14 protein-coding genes are annotated in these 19,325 nt (G+C 41.5%); 13 read left to right on the top strand and 1 reads right to left on the bottom strand.

The annotated features are described in order from the left end of the window. Positions 1-70 precede the first annotated feature (70 nt). From dnaG to ybeY, 8 genes are all read left to right on the top strand, one after another. Entirely contained in the window at positions 71-2,056 is a 1,986-nt protein-coding gene (dnaG, locus tag G5B43_RS13370; protein WP_165295292.1) for a DNA primase, read from the top strand. Positions 2,057-2,116: 60 nt separating this feature from the next. Continuing rightward, a complete protein-coding gene (locus G5B43_RS13365) occupies positions 2,117-3,178 on the top strand; it encodes a glutaminyl-peptide cyclotransferase (protein WP_165295291.1) in 1,062 nt (353 codons plus the stop codon). Positions 3,179-3,243: 65 nt separating this feature from the next. Continuing rightward, the gene (locus G5B43_RS13360; RefSeq protein ID WP_165295290.1) at positions 3,244-3,828 is read left to right on the top strand and encodes an RNA polymerase sigma-70 factor; all 585 of its coding nucleotides are present in this window, start codon (positions 3,244-3,246) and stop codon (positions 3,826-3,828) included. A gap of 75 nt (positions 3,829-3,903) precedes the next feature. Then, entirely contained in the window at positions 3,904-5,049 is a 1,146-nt protein-coding gene (locus tag G5B43_RS13355) for a FecR family protein (RefSeq protein WP_165295289.1), read from the top strand. Positions 5,050-5,241: 192 nt separating this feature from the next. Beyond that, a complete protein-coding gene (locus G5B43_RS13350) occupies positions 5,242-8,646 on the top strand; it encodes a SusC/RagA family TonB-linked outer membrane protein (RefSeq protein ID WP_165295288.1) in 3,405 nt (1,134 codons plus the stop codon). Between the two features lie 27 nt (positions 8,647-8,673). Continuing rightward, positions 8,674-10,284, top strand: coding sequence for a SusD/RagB family nutrient-binding outer membrane lipoprotein (locus tag G5B43_RS13345; protein WP_165295287.1), 1,611 nt, complete (start codon positions 8,674-8,676; stop codon positions 10,282-10,284). A gap of 42 nt (positions 10,285-10,326) precedes the next feature. Further along, positions 10,327-10,740, top strand: coding sequence for a Holliday junction resolvase RuvX (gene ruvX, locus G5B43_RS13340; RefSeq protein ID WP_165295286.1), 414 nt, complete (start codon positions 10,327-10,329; stop codon positions 10,738-10,740). A gap of 4 nt (positions 10,741-10,744) precedes the next feature. Further along, positions 10,745-11,179 carry an rRNA maturation RNase YbeY gene (gene ybeY / locus G5B43_RS13335; RefSeq protein WP_165295285.1) on the top strand — a complete coding sequence of 145 codons (435 nt, stop codon included), beginning with the start codon at positions 10,745-10,747 and terminating at the stop codon, positions 11,177-11,179. A 66-nt stretch (positions 11,180-11,245) separates the two neighbouring features. On the opposite strand, the gene G5B43_RS13330 is transcribed toward ybeY, so the two are convergent. Then, positions 11,246-11,665: a nucleoside-diphosphate kinase gene (locus G5B43_RS13330; RefSeq protein WP_165295284.1), complete on the bottom strand. Its 420-nt coding sequence runs from the start codon at positions 11,663-11,665 to the stop codon at positions 11,246-11,248. 166 nt (positions 11,666-11,831) lie between these two features. Between G5B43_RS13330 and G5B43_RS13325 the strand changes: the two genes are divergently transcribed. The 5 genes from G5B43_RS13325 (at position 11,832) to G5B43_RS13305 (ending at position 18,836) form a co-directional block, all read left to right on the top strand. Continuing rightward, positions 11,832-12,320, top strand: coding sequence for a MarR family winged helix-turn-helix transcriptional regulator (locus tag G5B43_RS13325; protein WP_165295283.1), 489 nt, complete (start codon positions 11,832-11,834; stop codon positions 12,318-12,320). Between the two features lie 33 nt (positions 12,321-12,353). Beyond that, positions 12,354-14,780, top strand: a complete 2,427-nt coding sequence (locus tag G5B43_RS13320) for a 3-hydroxyacyl-CoA dehydrogenase/enoyl-CoA hydratase family protein (RefSeq protein WP_165295282.1) — start codon at positions 12,354-12,356, stop codon at positions 14,778-14,780. Between the two features lie 7 nt (positions 14,781-14,787). Further along, the gene (locus G5B43_RS13315; RefSeq protein ID WP_165295281.1) at positions 14,788-15,963 is read left to right on the top strand and encodes an acetyl-CoA C-acyltransferase; all 1,176 of its coding nucleotides are present in this window, start codon (positions 14,788-14,790) and stop codon (positions 15,961-15,963) included. Positions 15,964-15,977: 14 nt separating this feature from the next. Next, positions 15,978-17,759 carry an acyl-CoA dehydrogenase family protein gene (locus G5B43_RS13310; protein ID WP_165295280.1) on the top strand — a complete coding sequence of 594 codons (1,782 nt, stop codon included), beginning with the start codon at positions 15,978-15,980 and terminating at the stop codon, positions 17,757-17,759. Positions 17,760-17,933: 174 nt separating this feature from the next. After that, complete coding sequence (locus tag G5B43_RS13305; RefSeq protein WP_165295279.1) at positions 17,934-18,836, top strand: sulfite exporter TauE/SafE family protein; 903 nt, start codon at positions 17,934-17,936, stop codon at positions 18,834-18,836. Positions 18,837-19,325: the final 489 nt, after the last annotated feature.

The following is a 19,325-nucleotide window of genomic DNA, read 5'->3' as shown; positions in this document are numbered from 1 at the left end:
CTCAACTCAGCTAACTACTACTAAATTATTACCTTTGTGTAAAATCACTTTTTCATTTTGCAGATGATTTATGATAAAAAAAGAAACCATTGAGAAAGTTTTAGATGCAGCTCGGATAGAAGAAGTTGTGGGGGACTTCGTGGATTTAAAGAAGCGTGGAACCTCTCTCATTGGTAATTGCCCTTTTCATAATGAAAAAACTCCGTCTTTCCATGTATCAGTGGCCAAGGGCATTTATAAATGCTTTGGTTGTGGTGCAGGAGGAGACGCACTTAAGTTTGTTATGGAACTGGAGAAGTATTCTTATCCGGAAGCGATACGTTATCTAGCAGATAAATATAGTATTCCAGTAGAGGAGGTAGAACGTTCTCCCGCACAGCTTGCTGCTCAAGACAAACGAGAGAGCCTATATGTACTGAGCACCTGGGCAAGTAAATATTTTAAAGAACAACTTTGGGATACCGAACCGGGCCAAAGTATAGCATTATCTTATTTTAAAGAGCGCGGTTATCGGGAGGACATCATACAGAAATTTGATTTAGGTTACTCGCCTGAGCAATGGACAGCTCTTGCAGATACCGCTGTTGAAAATGGTTTTCATAAGGATTATTTAAAAGAAATTGGTCTTGCTATAGAGCGAGATGATGGGAGTATTTACGATCGCTTTAGAGGCCGTGTTATTTTTCCTATCCATAATCTCACAGGCCGTGTTATCGGTTTCGGTGGTCGCACATTAAAAACCGAGAAAACGGTCCCTAAGTATGTCAATTCACCTGAAAGCGATATATACCACAAATCAGATGTTCTCTACGGGCTTCATTTTGCAAAGAAAGCGATAAAAGATAATGATGTATGTTATTTGGTAGAGGGCTACGCCGACGTTTTGTCCATGCATCAAGCTGGAATAGAAAATGTAGTGTCTTCTTCTGGAACTTCGTTAACCTCCGGTCAGATCCGTCTTATTTCCCGCTTCACGAATAACGTTGTTATTTTATATGATGGAGATGCTGCTGGTATTAAGGCATCTTTACGTGGAACGGATATGTTGCTGGAAGAGGGGCTCAACGTGAAAGTATTGTTGTTCCCAGATGGTAACGACCCTGATTCTTATGTACAGAAGTACGGCTCTACGGCATTTAAAGAATATATCGCTAAGCATCAGGAAGATTTTATTTTTTACAAGACAAATATCTTATTAAAAGATACAGCTGGCGATCCGATTAAACGTGCGGAGGTTATTCGGGAAGTGGTAGAAAGTATCGCGTTGATACCGGACGAGATAAAGGTTTCCGTCTTTATTCAGCAATGTTCCCATTTGTTAGATATCGAAGAGCGTGTCTTGCTGACGGAGCTGAATAAAATACGGATACAGAAAGCAAAGGCGCAAGATAAAAAGGTACAACAGGCGTCTAAAATTTCAAATGACTTTCCTGCGGAGAGTATGCCTCCCGCCGATCTATTTTTGACCGATGCAGAGCGGGATCAAGAGGATACTTCAGTAGGAGGAGCTCCCCAAACTATTACACCAGATACTTTACAGGAAAGGGAAATCGTACGTATTCTATTGAATTATGGCGAGGAACTTGCCGTATGGGAAGGTGATGGAGATGTTCCTATAGCCCCTTTACTCTTGAACGCTTTGGATGATATTACTTTTGAAGATCGAGCAAGTTCGTTTATCGTTGATATCTTTAAACTGAGAGCGGAACACTTTGAAATTCCGGATACAAAATATTTCTTTTCACACGAAGACAAGGAGGTCCAAGATTTAGCGATCACCTGCGTGGCTACGCCGTATGAGCTCAGCCCCAATTGGAACGATGAGAAACGAAAAATTTATGTTCGACAAGAACGGGAACAACTTCGAGAGCTCACTATGCAGGCTATTTATCGCATAAAAAAGCGAAAGGTGGAAAAGGAAATGGTTAAAATCAGAGAGGAGCTTAAACTGACAGCTACCAGAGAAGATATAGAAATCCTATTAGCCAAATATCAGAAGCTGAAAGAGGCGGAAAAGGTACTAGGTGATTTTTTGGGAAATATTGTGGTGAAATAATCGACAGGTCGAGGTTGTCATTTTATTTCTGTAAATTGGCATCGCAAATACGGGAGAACAATGAAGATAAATAATATTCTAGTTTTTGTAGGGTTTGCTATCGTGTTGATGGCAGGATGTAAATCGCAAAAAAAGTTTGATTTTTTGTCACCGAAATCTGGTGAGACAATTATACTAGGCCAAAAAGTTGCTATACGTATGAACTTTCCCGATAGTGCAATTGATTCGGTTGTTTATTCGGTAGATGGGCGGGTTATTGAAAGGAAGCAGGACACCACGGAACTACTGTTGGATACGGAGTCTATTGGCCTTGGCGCACGTAATCTGGTCGCTAAGCTCTATAGAGAAGGAAAAGAGGATGTCGCATTTAGTAACGTGACCATTTTGCCAGAATCACCCAGTCAATATACATTTGAGGTGGTCAATGAATATCCGCATGATATAACGGCATTCACGCAAGGTTTAGAGTTTGAAGATGGTTTTTTGTATGAATCCACTGGGGCTGGCAATGATTTGATAACCTCGTTAAGAAAAGTGGAGCTTGCTACTGGAAAGGTTGTGCAAAAGAAAGAAATTACAGGGAGCGATGCATCTGGTGAGCCTTATTTTGGTGAAGGAATGACTATCGTGGGAGATAAGATTGTCATGCTGACCTGGCGCAATAATCTAGGTTATGTGTTTAATAAAAATACGTTTGAGCAGGTTGGTACTTTTAACTATCAACAAAGCAAGCAGGGGTGGGGATTATGTTACGATGGGAAAAGGCTTATAAAGACGGATAGTTCTAATAAATTATATTTTCTAGATCCGAATTCCTATCAAGAAATAGGTTTTATTCCTGTATACGACCATAATGGGGCAGTTGATTACATCAATGAGTTGGAGTTTATCGATGGGAAAGTATATGCCAATATATATGGAAAAGATATTATTGTTATCATCAATCCTGAAACAGGCGCCGTTGAAGGGCAAATAAATTTTGTTGGTCTATATAAAAATCCTAAACGGGGCGCCGTAGATGAGGAAATGAACGGGATTGCTTATGATAACGTAGGAAAGCGGTTATTCGTTACCGGTAAACAATGGAATAAGCTTTACGAAGTAAAGATAGTAGAACGCTAAGAAAGATATCCCTGTTTTTCTAACTATTAATTTTATGTTATCTTTGGAAAGCACCAAGTTAATATATGAACCGATATGCATTGTCTTCGGATACAGAATTGACTGTCCTGCTGACACAGGGAGATGAGATAGCTTTTACCGAAATCTATAACCGATATAGTCGCAAGTTGATGGCAATGGGCTATAATTATGCTAAAGACAGTACATTAGCCGAAGAAATTGTTCAAGAGGTTTTTATACAGTTATGGGAAAAACGGCAACAAGTAAAAATAAGTACATTAAGTGCTTATTTAGCAACGGCTATTAAGTTTTCTGTTTTCCGGATTATACAGCGGAAGCGACGTCAGGAAGCCATTGCGCAGGAACATTATACGAAAGAAGAAGTGGTGCATGACGATGAGCGGATATATGCCAAATTTCTTGAAGAGTACGTAAATGGAATTACCGAAGAGTTGCCTGAAAAATGTCGACTGGTATTTCATTACAGTCGTAATCTACACATGACCAATAAAGAAATTTCAAAGGAGCTGAATATTGCGGAGAAAACAGTTGAGGCGCACCTCACCAAAGCAATCAAGAATGTACGTAAAGGATTAGAAGGTTTAGGCATATCCACCATCTTAATAAATACATTCATAAAATATTTTTAAAAAAATTGCGTACAGCGTAAGGGTAACCCCCATCCTTATGTGACGTCCTTATAGTTAAGCCAAAAATATGTAGCTATGGACGAACAACGTATTCCTGAACTTATTGATAAATACATTACCGGTACAGCTACAGATCAAGAGCGAGAGGAGTTATTGGACTGGTATCGTTCTGTACAACACGATGAGACAATTTGGCCAGAAGAAGAAGCTATTTTTGAACAGCGTATAACGCATATCCTATCAGAAATAAAGCAATCAACCGGTTTAACAACGAATGATACATCTTCCATTAGACGAATTTTTCCGTGGAAATTAATTTCTATAGCGGCAGTAACACTGCTGGTTATCGGTTTGTCGACCTTTTTTTTACTAGATACAAGAAAAAATGTAGGTAAAGAAAACATAGCGTTAATAGATGATGAGATCAAACCAGGAGGTAGTAAAGCTGTACTAAAGCTTGCCAATGGGCAGACCGTTAGCTTGGGAGACTCGTTAGCGACATTTGGTATCGCAAATCAGGGAACTTTCACGGATAAAAATGGTGAATTGCTTTTTAGCCCAGAAACAGATGGTACGATCGCGTTGGCCTATAATGAACTAATAACCCCAAAAGGAGGACAGTATATCATACATCTGCCAGACGGTAGTAAGGTTTCCTTAAATAGTGAGAGTACATTGTCTTTTCCCACTTCATTTGAAGGTGATGAACGTAAAGTCGTACTACAAGGGGAAGCCTATTTTGAAGTTGCCAAAAATGCGGATAAACCTTTTATAGTATCGATGCCTACTATGGAAATCGAAGTGCTGGGCACGACGTTTAATGTGAAGGGCTATCAAGATGAAGAGGATATTACGACAACTCTAGTAGAGGGGTCAGTAAAGGTTAAGGCGGAGAACAAGGAAGCGTTGCTGAAGCCAGGACAATCTGCCATACTGAATAAAGCGAGTGGTGTTATGCATACCAAAAAAGCTGATTTAACAGTAGAGACGGCATGGACCAAAGGCTATTTTATGTTTAACAATGAAAATATAAAAAGTGTCATGAATCAGCTTTCCAGATGGTATGATTGTCAAGTGATCTATCAGGGAAGTATGAAAGATATACTATACTCAGGGCGAATACTTCGTAGAAGTGATATCACTGAAATCTTAAATATGTTAGAACAAATAGGGACAGTTAAGTTTGAAATAGAAGGAAGGAGGGTTGTTGTTATGCCATAAATTTACTTTCATAATCAACAACGAAAAAATGCTGAAGCGTTGCCCCGCTCCAGCATCTTAAACGTGTTGAGTTTCGTTATAATAAAATGTACTAACAAAATATTATCAATTACATAAACTCTAACTTTCAAAAATATGAAATTTAATTTGGGTAGGGAGAGAATTCTTTCCTTTTACAGGATTTTACTTGTTATGAAACTGACCACAATCCTCTTGATATGTGCCTTTGTGAAAGCAAGTGCTACCAGCTTTGCTCAACACATCACGTTGTCGACGACTAACGGTACGTTGGAATCCGCACTTAAGAAAATCAGCGAACAAAGTAATCATGATTTTCTCTATAGTGCGACAATGTTGAAAAATGCAAAAAAAGTAACGATCAATGTCAAGAACGTGACGCTCGAGGAAGCATTAGAGCTATGCTTTAGAAATCAACCTTTTACCTATTCGTTGACAAGCAATACGGTAATCGTCAAAAATAAAGATAACACGGCCGTAATTAAACAGATGCGTATCGTGAGTGGTTACGTTCGGAATGCTGATGGTATGACTTTGCCTGGCGTAAGCGTGCGACTTAAAGGCACTTCTAAATCAGCAGTTACAAACGAACGTGGACAATATACGCTGGAATTAACGGGCGAAAACAATGTGTTGAGCTTTTCTTTCTTAGGTTATGGAATTCAAGAAGTTTCGGTGGGCAATCGTAGCACGATAGATGTAGTATTGGTTGAGCGGGAAGAGATAATGGATAATGTTGTTGTAACGGCATTGGGTATCCAACGTCAGAAGCGCTCCTTGGGCTACGCAGTGTCGGATATTTCTGGCGATGAAGTGACCGGTTTTGGAGAACCTAACGCGATTTCTGCTATGCAAGGTAAAGTAGCCGGTGTCAATATTTCCAATACCACTGCTGGCGCTACTGGTTCTAGTCGTGTGGTAATCCGGGGGATAAGGGAACTACAAGGAAGTAACCAACCGTTATATGTAATTGACGGTATTCCGGCTGTTAACGGAAACATCGGAAGTGCTGATCAAAACGGCGGATTTGACCTAGGGGATGGTCTGGCAGACCTCAACCCGAACGATATTGAGTCGGTATCGGTATTGAAAGGTGCTTCAGCCGCGGTGTTATACGGCTCTCGTGCATTGAATGGGGTGATATTGATTACGACGAAAAGCGGTAAAGGAAAAAAAGGTCTGGGGATTGAATACAATAGTTCTCTGACTACCGACCATATCTCTACCCGCTTAGACGAACGGCAGAAAGTGTATGGCCAAGGAACGAACGGCTTATTGCCAAAAGACGCGACGCAGGCAGGGAATATTACAGCCAACTGGGGGCCTCGGTACAGTGATTTTAATACCATTATCCAACGGGATGGACGAGAGCGTCCGTACAACTATCTAGAAAATAACGTACAAAATTTCTTTAGAACGGGAGTGACGGCGATGAATACCGTGTCGTTAACGGGAGGCAATGAAAACCACAACTTGAGATTCTCCTATTCGAATGTGGCTAATAAAGATATTATTCCAACAAGTGGGTATGATAGAAATAATTTCTCTTTTAGAGGAGAATCCAAAATAACGGAAAGGCTTACGTTGGAAGTGAAAGGCTCCTTAATGAATGAGAAAGTACGGAACAGACCGGCGCTAACAGATGACGTAAATAATATCGGGAATGGGTTAATCGGTTTGGCCGGTAACTTTGACCAAGCTTGGTTACAGCATTTTGAGAATGAAGATGGAACATATATAAACTATACGGGAAACCAATACCGTGCTAACCCGTATTGGACGATAAACCGGACACGCAATGATAGCAAAAAGGTTAGAACGGGTGGGTCAGCAAACTTAATTTACCAAATTGATGATAATTGGTCCGCTATGGCGAGTGCCGGAACAGATTTCTATAACTTTGAGTTTACGAACTTTTATGATTTGCATACGCCTACAAGAACCGGTGGACAATTACAACTTAATGATCTGAAAGTGCGGGAAGATAACTTCCAAGCGATGGTGAATTTCAATAAGGAGATCAACTCCGCTTTTACCATTGGGGCGATGCTTGGCGGAAATATTATGAAATTTAATCGCGAGCAGACCATTACAATGGGTAATGAAATTATTTCGCCCGGTAAAATGCTGATTACCAATTTTCGGGAATTACTGATTCAACCCCTGCATCCACGCAAAGAGATCCAATCTGTATTTGGAAATGTAGAACTCGGATACAATAACTATTTATTTTTAAACTTGCAAGGGCGTAACGACTGGTCGTCTACACTACCCAAAGGAAATAACGCCTATTTCTATCCGGCGGCTGACTTGAGCTTTGTTCTGTCTGATGCTTTTGATATACCATCGAGCGTGTTGAACTATGCAAAGTTAAGGACATCTTATGGACAAGTAGGTAGCGATGCCGATCCATATAAAACAGATTTCTTATATAACCTGACTGGTCAGTCGATGAACGGGTTTCCTATGGGAGAAATTTTGGGCGACGTTATTCCAAACGCGAACTTGAAACCACAACGCAAAAACTCATTTGAAGTAGGGGCTGATTTAAGTTTCTTGAAAAATCGTATCCATTTGGATGTCACCTATTATAATGAGGTGACGAATGATGTATTACTGGATGTACCTGTTCCATCGCCGACAGGCTATGCTCGCGCGTCATTGAATGCCGCTAAGCTGAAAAATAAAGGAGTGGAGATGCTATTGAAGACGACTCCGGTTTCTCTGGAAAACAGTTTCAAATGGGATTTGTCTTTCAATTTCGCGAAAAACTACAATACGGTAGTCGACCTTTCCGATAACCTCGAAGCGTATACGGTGGCGGAAGCCCGTTGGGCAGGAGCGACTATTATCGCGGAAAAGGGAAAACCTTTCGGCACCATCTTAGGTCGGGATTTTCAAAAAGATGATGCAGGAAATATCATCCATGGGAGCGATGGTAAACCACTTTATACAGACGGTCCGCTAGCGATTGGAAATAGCTTGCCAAACTGGACGGGCGGTTTGACAAATAGTTTTTCATATAAAGGTGTAGAGTTCCGCGCGACAGTTGATATCCGGAAAGGCGGAAGCTTGTTCTCCATGACGAATATGATGATGTATGACAACGGCTCTCACCTGGCGACATTGGAAGGTCGTGATTCGTGGAACGAATACTATCAGGAGAGACGAGCGGCAGAGGATGCCGGTTCGGACCCGGATGCTGTCGATCGAAATGGTAGAGGGTTTATCGGTGTTGGTGTGAATGAAAACGGTGAGCCCAATGATGTCGCCATTAGCCCCGCTGAATACTGGCGTCACGTCTCGGAGCATGTTCCTGCCTCTTTCGTATACGACGGAGGATATATCAAGCTTCGTGATGTCGGGATAAGCTATACACTTCCACAGTCGATGGTGAAAAGAATGCCAATTCAATCTGTTTCCATCGGCGTTATTGGACGTAACCTTTGGATTATGCGGAAGAACGTTCCGAATATTGACCCGGAGTCTAACTATAATAATGGTAACGGACAAGGGTTTGAGTATGGATCATTACCAGGTAGAAGAAGTATAGGATTCAATTTAAATGTACGGTTTTAACGATTGTATTAACAAGGAGGAATTTTTATGAAAACGATAAAATATATATCATTATTTGTACTTGTCGTTCTTTTGCATGGATGTACAAAAGATTTGACGTCACTTAATGAAAATCCGGCAGGATATAGCGAGCTGGATCCAGCCTATCAATTTACGGCGGTGCAGGCAGGTATGTCTGGCGATCGGGAAGATGTCTGGCGCTATGATTTGTTGCTAGCCTCTCCGATGGTTCAACACCTTGGTGGAGCGTGGGGTATACAGGCCGGCGGTATGTACCAGGTGTTTGATCTCACGTATTGGGCAAGCCACTGGGAGAAAACCTATCCTCGTGAGCTGAAGAATATAGAAGATATCGTCTACAAAACAGCCGATGATCCCGAGCAGGTGAATATTCATGCAGCCGCGCGCATCCTGCGTGTTATGATTTATGCAAAAATGACGGATTTATATGGAGACATACCCTATTCAGAAGCTATTAAGGGATATACAGCTGGTATTCTATTGCCAAAATATGATAAGCAAGAGGATATTTATGCGGATTTCTTTAAAGAATTGGATGAGGCTGTTGCTCAATTGAACACCGATAAAGGTCCGTTTGATGGCGACTTGTTTTACAATGGTAATGTAGCACAATGGAAGAAGCTGGGTAACTCCCTTCGTTTGCGTTTGGGTTTCCGATTAACAAAGGTGAATGAACAGGAAGCTCGTAATCAGGTCGAGGCAGCTTTGGCAGGGGGTGTATTGGAAAGTAACGGTGATATCGCTATGACTAAGCATATGAACCTCAGTTATCGCGAAAATGAATACAGGGGAAACGGGCGTTCTCAAGTGTTTAAGAACGAGGCTATTTCTTCCGGTTTTAAGCTGACAACAACTTTGGTGAACTATATGCACGATCGCCAAGACCCGAGGTTAAAAATATATGGAGGAACATATCTGGGAGACGGTATTGTTGGAGTCTCGCAAAGTATTCAGGATATTACCGATTATATTGAGCCCATAGGCGTAAGGCCGGGAGCAATGGGTTGGGACTATTGGGAAGATTATGGTAGCATAGTTGACGGAGATGGCATCTCTCGTTGGGTAGGGCATTCCTTCAAATTTGTGCAGCCCAGTATATACGTCTCTGCGCTGGACGCACCTTTCTTCCATTTAACGTATGCGGAAGTAGAGTTTCTAAAAGCCGAAGCTGCATTACGGGGATGGGGTGGATTAGCTCATGGTAATGCCCTTGGGCATTTTAATAATGGAATAGAGGCGAGTTGTGAAATGATGGCACACTATCCGGGGGCACCCGCGATCGATACTGATAAAATCGAAGCTTTGAAATCAAGTTATAGCCCGTTTCCATCGGATTTCGCAGAGGCGATGGACGCTATACATGGGCAGATGTGGGTAAACTTTTTTCTCAACGGTGCAGAAGCATACGCCAACTACAGACGTACCGGATATCCTTCAGTCATTATACCTTTCGAAGGAACAGCATCAAATCCGAGTGAAACAGGGGGTATCATTCCGAAACGCTTCTTTTATCCACAGTCTGAGTTGATTCAGAATGCAACAAATGTCAAGGAAGCCATAAGCCGCCTGGGTGAAAAAGATGATTGGTTGAAACCCGTATGGTGGGATAAACAATAAAAAGCTCGATAAGGATTCGTATTTTTGTGCAAATAGACAGATATGCGCATTATGGCTTTTGATTATGGGACAAAGCGGATAGGCATGGCGGTTACTGACCCGATGCAGCTTATTGCGACGTCTCTGACGACTATCCATCCGGAAGAGATTTGGACATTTTTGGCGGATTACCTCCAAAAAGAAGAAGTAGAAACATTTGTCGTGGGTAAACCCTTACAAATGGATGGAACAGCGTCGCAGTCAGCACAGCATATTGTCGGTTTCATCCGAAAGCTAAAAAAGACCTATCCAGCTATCCCTGTCGTCGAAATTGATGAACGCTTTACCTCTAAAATGGCTTCCAGCGTTATTGCTCAAAGCGGTATGAAAAAGCAAAAACGACAGGAGAAGGGTTTGGTTGATACGGTATCGGCAACCATTATTCTACAAACTTATATGGATTCCAAAGCATTTTAACACGATGGCATTAAGAGATATTTCGTTTTTTAACGAGGACATTGATTATAAAATCAAAGACAAACAGAAAATACGGCAATGGATTGGTGCCACGGTTACCGCAGAGGGCTTTGACCGAATCGGTGAATTAAATTTTATTCTCTGTTCAGATGTCTATTTGTTAGAAATTAACAAACAATATCTGGATCACGATACATATACGGATATTGTAACCTTTGATTCTTCGGAAGAAGACCATGTCATTGCGGGTGATATTTTTATATCTGTAGAAAGGACAGCAGAGAATGCGTTGAAGTTTGGTGTATCAGAACGTGATGAACTGCATCGGGTGATTATTCATGGCGTATTGCACCTATGCGGATACGTGGATAAGAAAAAGGAAGATAAAGAGCTGATGACGGCCAAAGAGAACGAATATTTAAGCAAACGAGCTTTCTAAAGAAGCATATAAACAGAAAAGGGAAATCAAACGATTTCCCTTTTTTTTAAGTTAAGACTTAAAGCCTTAAAATCTTTCGAATTGAGAGAAAAAGAAATTACCTTCAATTTCTGCATTTTCATCCGAATCCGATCCGTGAACAGCATTGGCATCGATAGATTTTGCGTATTTGTTGCGAATCGTTCCTTCCGCTGCTTCAGCAGGATTTGTAGCACCGATTAATTTGCGAAAGTCTTCTACGGCATTGTTTTTCTCCAAAATAGCGGCTACGATTGGTCCCGAAGTCATAAAGTTAACTAAATCACCGTAAAAAGGTCTTTCTTTATGCACGGCATAAAAGTTACCCGCAGTTTCTTTCGTAAGCTGGATGTATTTCATAGCGACGATTTTGAAACCGGCCGCGATAATATCATTTAAGATAGCACCAATGTGACCATTTGCTACAGCATCTGGCTTAATCATCGTAAAAGTTCTATTTGTTGCCATGTTGATAAATTTTTGTGCAAATTTAAACAAAAATTTGTTTATCAGAGGAAATATAGGAAATTAGCGGAAAGATAAAAGCCGCAAAAATATAAAACTAAAAAAATTTGTTTTATCCAAGAGACTTATTATATTTGTTATGCTTGCATAGTAAAATATAAATCAAATTATGTCTCAAGACAATACCATAGATTATTTTTTAAAAACCTGTTGGCAGACGGTCGCTAACAAGTACAACATTATTGCTTCGCAATTCGGGTTCACTCAAGCAGCAGGATATATTTTGATCAATATACATAAAGAAGGTACCTCGGTTTCACAAATTGCAAATGCTACGGGCGTGAAAACGACATCGTTGTCTCGGGTATTAAACAATTTAGAAACGTTAGGGTTTATTTATAGAGAGGTAAATGCATCTGATAAACGCTCGGTAAAGGTGTATTTGACACCGTTAGGTGTGGAAAAGCGAAAGCTGGCGAAAGACGTCGTTCGGAGCTTTAATGAGTTTTTGGAGTCGCGGATTCCGGAAGAGGAGCGTGTGCAGTTGATTCAGTCGTTAAAGAAGATCAACGCATTGACGGCAAGTTATCAGCTAGAGCAAGAAGGAGGTGTAGAGAAGAAGGCTGAAGGATCAAAGAAGGTAGATATTGGAAAATAGACGGGAGACATTTTTACTAAAAAAAGTAATAAAATGAATAGACGTATTAAGAAAGTAGCTGTTTTAGGTTCGGGGGTGATGGGTTCGAGGATAGCTTGTCACTTTGCAAACGTGGGTATAGAGGTGCTCCTGTTGGACATTGTGCCGCGGGAACTTTTACCACAGGAAGAGGCTAAGGGGTTAACATTGGAAAGCCCGGTTGTTCGAAATCGTATAGTGAACAATTCTTTGGATACGGCATTAAAAACCAATCCATCCCCCATTTATAGCAAACATTACGTAAAGCGTATATATACCGGGAATTTTGAAGACGATATGCCCGCTATTGCAACGTGCGATTGGGTAATTGAGGTGGTGGTCGAACGATTGGAGATTAAAAAATCTGTTTTTGAGCAGGTAGAACAATACCGGAAGGCAGGAACGTTGATCACATCGAATACTTCTGGTATCCCAATCCATTTGATGACCGAAGGGAGATCGGATGATTTTAAAGCACATTTTTGCGGAACACACTTTTTCAACCCTCCGCGTTATCTGGAGCTATTAGAGATTATTCCCACTGCGGATACCAAACCGGAAGTTGTCGACTTCCTATTGCATTTTGGAGATAAAATGTTAGGCAAAACCGTCGTATTATGTAAGGATACCCCGGCTTTTATAGGAAACCGTGTTGGTGTTTACTCCATGTTAGCGTTGACACATCTCGTGGAACAGATCGACTTGTCCGTAGAAGAGGTTGATAAATATACAGGGCCAGCGATGGGGCATCCTAAATCAGCTACGTTTCGTACCGCAGATGTCGTGGGTTTAGATACGTTAGTCAATGTTGCGCAGGGACTGACACAAAATGTTCCTGACGACGAGGCCAAAGAGGTTTTCCAGTTACCATCCTATATCACCAAAATGGTGGAAAATAAATGGTTGGGCGAAAAATCGAAACAAGGTTTTTATAAAAAAGTAAAAGACGATAAAGGTGATTCGGTCATTCTTGCGCTCGACTTAAAGACACTCGAATATAAAGAACAAGAGAAAGTTAAATCGGACACTCTAGAGGCAACTAAGCCTGTAGAGGATATCCGTAAACGGATGAAAGTTTATGAGCAAGGTACCGATAAGGCCGGTACATTGTTCCGTGCGATGCATTATCCGTTATTTGAATATGTCTCCCACCGTGTTCCCGAAATTACGGATGATTTTTATCGGATAGATGATGCCATGCGTGCTGGCTTCGGTTGGGAACTGGGGCCGTTTGAGGTTTGGGATGCACTGGGGGTACGGGAAACGATTGATAAGATTCGGACAGAAGAGAAAAGGTTACCGGGACAGCGAGGTGAAGTGGCGCAGTGGGTATATGAGATGCTGGAAGCCGGACACGACTCTTTCTATAAAGTGCAAGATGGTGTAAGGCATTATTACGATATAGCCTCGAAATCCTACAAACCGATTCCAGGAACCGAAGATTTAATTATTTTAGATCATATTCGGGATACAAAAGCCATTTGGAAAAATTCTGGGGTAACCATTGCGGATTTGGGTGACGGTATTATCAATTGTGAGTTTCATACCAAGATGAACACGATCGGTGGAGACGTTATCCAGGGAATTAATAAGGCGATTGATTTGGCAGAAAAAGAGTACCGAGGTCTTGTTATTACGAACGATGGTAAAAACTTCTCAGCAGGCGCTAATATTGGGATGATTTTCATGATGGCGGTTGAACAGGATTATGATGAGCTGAATACGGCGGTGCGTATGTTCCAAAATACCGCCATGCGGATTCGCTATTCGTCTATTCCCGTTGTTGTTGCACCATTCCAACTGACTTTAGGTGGCGGATGTGAGTTTTCAATGCATGCCGATTTTGTACAATTGCATGCGGAGACATATATGGGCCTAGTAGAATTTGGAGTCGGCGTTATTCCCGGGGGAGGTGGCTCTAAAGAATTTGCCCTTCGTGCCTCGGATGAATATAAACCCGATCAAATTGTACAGAACACGTTAAAGGATCGCTTCTTAACGATAGGGCAGGCGAAGGTGTCGACTTCTGCTGTAGAAGCTGCAGAGCTTGGTTATTTGCAAGAAGGCAAATATGCCATCACGATGAATCGTAAGCGGTTGTTAGCAGATGCTAAAGCAAAAGCTTTGGAGCTTGCGAATGCAGGATATATACAGCCGGCTCCACGAACGGATATTAAAGTGCTTGGAAAACAAGGATTAGGAATAGTTTACGTAGGAGCTTCTTCTATGCGGGAAGGGAATTATATCTCCGAACATGACAAGAAGATTTCCGAAAAATTAGGATGGGTGATGTGTGGTGGTAACCTGTCAGAACCTACCGAAGTCTCTGAGCAATACCTACTCGATATGGAACGAAAGGCGTTTTTGGAATTATGCGCGGAGCGTAAAACATTGGAACGAATACAACATATGTTGACGAAAGGGAAACCTCTTAGAAATTAGTGAAAACATGGAAGCATACATTATAGCAGGATACCGTACAGCAGTAGGAAAGGCGCCGAGAGGTGGCTTTCGTTTCATGCGTGCAGATGATTTAGCGGCTCAAATTATTAAACATATGGTGGCAACCATGCCGCAATTGGACGTTACCAAAATTGACGATGTCATTGTAGGCAATGCCATGCCAGAGGCGGAACAGGGACTAAATGTTGGGCGTTTGATTTCGTTGATGGGGCTGGATACCGACAAAGTTCCCGGCGTCACAGTAAATCGTTATTGTGCATCAGGGTTGGAAACCATTGCGACAGCTGCAGCGAAGATTAAATCCGGTATGGCCGATTGTATTATTGCCGGTGGTGTGGAAGTTATGTCGGGCATGCCGTTTGGCGGTTGGAAAATTGTGCCAAATCCGGTGGTGGCGAAAGACCATCCCGATTGGTACTGGGGGATGGGACTGACAGCGGAAGCCGTAGCGAAAGAATTTGATGTCTCGCGTGAAGATCAGGATGCTTTCGCACTTCGGTCGCACCAAAAAGCAATCGCAGCTATAAAAAACGGGCATTTGAAAGACGGTATTGTACCTATTAAGGTTACTGAAAATCATCTAAAGGACAACAAAATTGCCTCACGTGAATATATTGTCGATACAGATGAAGGACCAAGAGCGGATTCTTCGGCGGAGGCGTTAGCAAAGCTAAAACCAGTATTCGCGGCAGGCGGGTGTATTACCGCTGGGAACTCTTCACAAACATCCGACGGTGCGGCCTTTGTGATGGTGGTTTCAGAAAAGATGCTAAAAGAATTGAATGTTAAGCCGATAGCACGATTGGTGAGTTATGCCGTGGCAGGAGTGCCTCCGCGTATTATGGGAATAGGTCCTGTGTTCGCCATTCCCAAAGCGCTGGAAATGGCAGGATTGCAAAAAGAAGACATCGACCTGATCGAATTGAATGAAGCTTTTGCATCACAATCCTTGGCGGTTATACGCGAATTAGGACTGGATGAAGAAAAAGTGAACGTAAATGGCGGAGCGATAGCTTTAGGGCATCCCCTAGGCTGTACAGGAGCTAAATTGACCGTACAGGTCCTGAACGAGTTAAAACGCCGTGGGAAAAAATACGGTATGGTCACGATGTGTGTGGGAACGGGTCAGGGAGCAGCCGGGATATTTGAGATGTTAGATTAAGGATTTTATAAACAATGGAAACAAAAGCTATTAAAGGCGGGGAGTTTGTGATTCGCGAAACCCCTTATACGGAAGTTTTTATTCCGGAAGAGTTTGATGAAGAAGCGAAAATGATTCGCCAGACTTGTTTGGATTTTCTTGATGCGGAAGTGTTGGATAAGCTAGATAGGATTGACGCGCAGGAAGAGGGGTTGATGCAAAGCCTTTTGGATAAAGCTGGAGAATTGGGCCTGTTAGGCGTGTCCATCCCCGAGCAATATGGAGGATTTGGTAAAAACTTCAATACATCTATGTTAGTTGGCGAGGCGGTAGGTGGCGGTTATTCGTTTGCGGTCGCTCTTTCTGCACACACCGGTATTGGTACATTACCCATCTTATATTACGGAAACGATGCCCAAAAAGAAAAATACATTCCTAAACTAACATCAGGGGAATGGAAAGCAGCCTATTGTCTGACCGAGCCTAACGCAGGATCAGATGCGAATTCGGGACGTTCCTCCGCAAAATTAAATGCAGAAGGAACGCATTATCTGCTCAATGGGCAGAAAATGTGGATTACAAACGGTGGATTTGCGGATGTATTCATTGTATTTGCAAAAATTGATAATGACAAGAATCTCAGTGCTTTTATCGTAGAAAGGGATTTTGGCGGTATTACCATGAATCCCGAAGAACATAAAATGGGTATCAAGGGCTCATCGACAAGACAAATATTTTTTAATGATTGTCCGGTTCCGGTAGAGAATCTATTATCTGAACGGGAAAACGGCTTTAAGATTGCCGTTAATATTCTAAATATTGGACGAATCAAATTAGGTGCTGCTACCATTGGTTCTGCACGTTCTGTCGTTACGCAAGCCGTAAAATACGCCAATGAGCGCGTGCAATTTAATTTGCCCATATCCAAGTTTGGGGCAATTCGTCACAAATTGGCTGAAATGGCTATTCGTTTGTACGCTAATGAATCTGCTGCTTATAGAGCAGGACAGAATATTGATGATGCTTATGCTGCGCTTGTAGCCGGCGGAATGGATGAAGCTAAAGCGAAGTTAAAATCCACGGAGCAGTTTGCAATAGAATGTGCGATTATAAAAGTATGGTGTTCTGAGATGTTGGATTATGTTGTTGACGAGGGGGTACAGATTTACGGAGGTATGGGGTATTCCGCTGAAGCGCCGATGGAGAGAGCTTACCGGGATTCCCGTATTAATCGGATTTTTGAGGGTACAAACGAAGTGAACCGCTTATTGGTCGTGGATATGTTATTGAAACGTGCCATGAAGGGAGAGCTGGATTTAATGGGGCCTGCAACGGCGGTTGCAAACGACCTGATGGCTATTCCTGATTTCGGAGAAGAAGATACAGCTGTTTTTGCTCCGGAAAAGAAAATAATAGCAAATTTAAAAAAGGTCGGTTTGATGGTAGCGGGTGCTGCCGTACAAAAATTAATGATGAGCTTATCGAAGGAAGAGGAGATATTGATGAATATTGCGGATATCATTGGTTATGTTTATGTAGCGGAATCGATATTGTTGCGGGCAGAGAAGATTTACCACGCCCAAGGAGAGGATGCTGCTACTTTCCCGTTAGATATGGCGAGGGTGTATTTATATACGACGTTGGATAAAGTAGCTACGGCAGGGAAAGAAGCGCTTTACGCCTTTGCGGAAGGAGATGAACTAAAGATGATGCTGGTTGGTCTACGTCGGTTTACAAAAGCTGAACCGTTTAACACAAAAGAAGCGCGCCAGCGTATTGCGAAGAAAATGATCGAAGAGAATAATTATTGTTTTTGATATATTTTGTTTTTGGTTGATTTAGCCTGTCACGGTATAAGTGGCAGGCTTTTTTATTTTTTTAAATAAAATCTATATATTTAGTAGACTTTGTGAGAATGTTTCTATATTTGCGGGGGCATCATAAATATGGGTGTAGAATCTTTTTGATAAAAAAATAAATAATAGGAATAAATGGACAAGGCAATAGCGGTTTTGGGACTAACCAAGGTAAGTAAGAAAATTACGTTAAAGCATGTAGGGTGGGCTATTTTAGCGTTCAAACTGGCTATTGCAGGATATTTTATTTATCTTTTGGTAGAAGGGTTTCGTACGAATGCGTTTGAGTTTGGAGAGCGTTTTCTTTGGTTTATTTTAGCAGGGTTCGTAGCACAATTGATTGATGGAGCATTAGGGATGGCCTACGGTGTGAGTTGTACAAGCTTATTGCTTTGGTTGGGTATTCCACCAAAGTTTGCTTCGGCCAGTGTGCACACGTCGGAGATATTCACTACAGGTGTTTCCGGGCTATCCCATATTCGCTTTGATAATATTGACAAAAGATTATTTTTTCAGATTGTCGTTACAGGAAGCATCGGTGCGGTCGTCGGTGCTTATTTCATCTCTGATCTCTTTGACGGCGATTTAGTAAAACCTTTTATATCTTTTTATTTGCTTTTATTGGGTGTATATCTATTATACAAGGCGTTTAAAAAGAGGCAAGATAAGCCAAAGAAAATGAAACATACACCCTTGCTAGCATTTGCCGGTGGACTATTGGATGCTATTGGTGGCGGAGGTTGGGGACCAATCGTAACCTCTAACCTATTGAGCCGTGGCAACAGTCCGCGACATACCATCGGAACAGTCAATACTGCTGAGTTTTTCGTGACTTACTTTGCGACAGCCGTATTTATTTTCGTGTTGGGTGTTCAGCATTTAGAGATTGTTTTGGGTCTGATCATCGGTGGCGTTATTGCGGCACCTTTAGGAGCATATATCGCATCACGGATCAATCAGCGTCTGCTTTTAATTTTGGTGGGCGTATTAGTCGTTATTTCATCAGGATGGGGTATGTTAGCCGCTCTGTGGTTGTAAGTAATATATCGTACAATTCGTTTTCCAACACGCTGAAATCTAGTGTGTATAGGGATATCGAGACAAAGTGCTTTCTAGTTGGGGTACTAAATATTTACTTGTCATATGCCGTTGAAGTAAAATTATAGTTCTGATTTATAATGATTTAATATAAAAATATCTTTTTTTATAAATAAAGTATACTTAATTGGTAGACTTTATATAAAATGTTTTTATATTTGTCCTGTTCGTTTCGATTGGCGTTGGCAACGATAGTATAAAAAAAGATTAAACAAAAAAATGAAAAGTAACCAAATTCAAAACGGTGAGGTTCAAATGAACCGAGATTTTATCAATCTTTATTGTCTTTCGCTTCGTATGCGAATGTGCAGATTTAAATTCTTCCCTCTACAATAGTACACAGAAGAGGGAAGTGCTTACTTCCCTCCTGCGTTCAATAACAAACCACAAGTTCAATTGGCGTTGGCACTTGTTAATATTTACTATTAA

Origin of the sequence: Sphingobacterium sp. SGR-19, from assembly GCF_011043555.1 — a bacterium.
Classification (GTDB): Bacteria; Bacteroidota; Bacteroidia; order Sphingobacteriales; family Sphingobacteriaceae; genus Sphingobacterium.
This window is presented reverse-complemented; position numbering and strand designations above follow the sequence as displayed.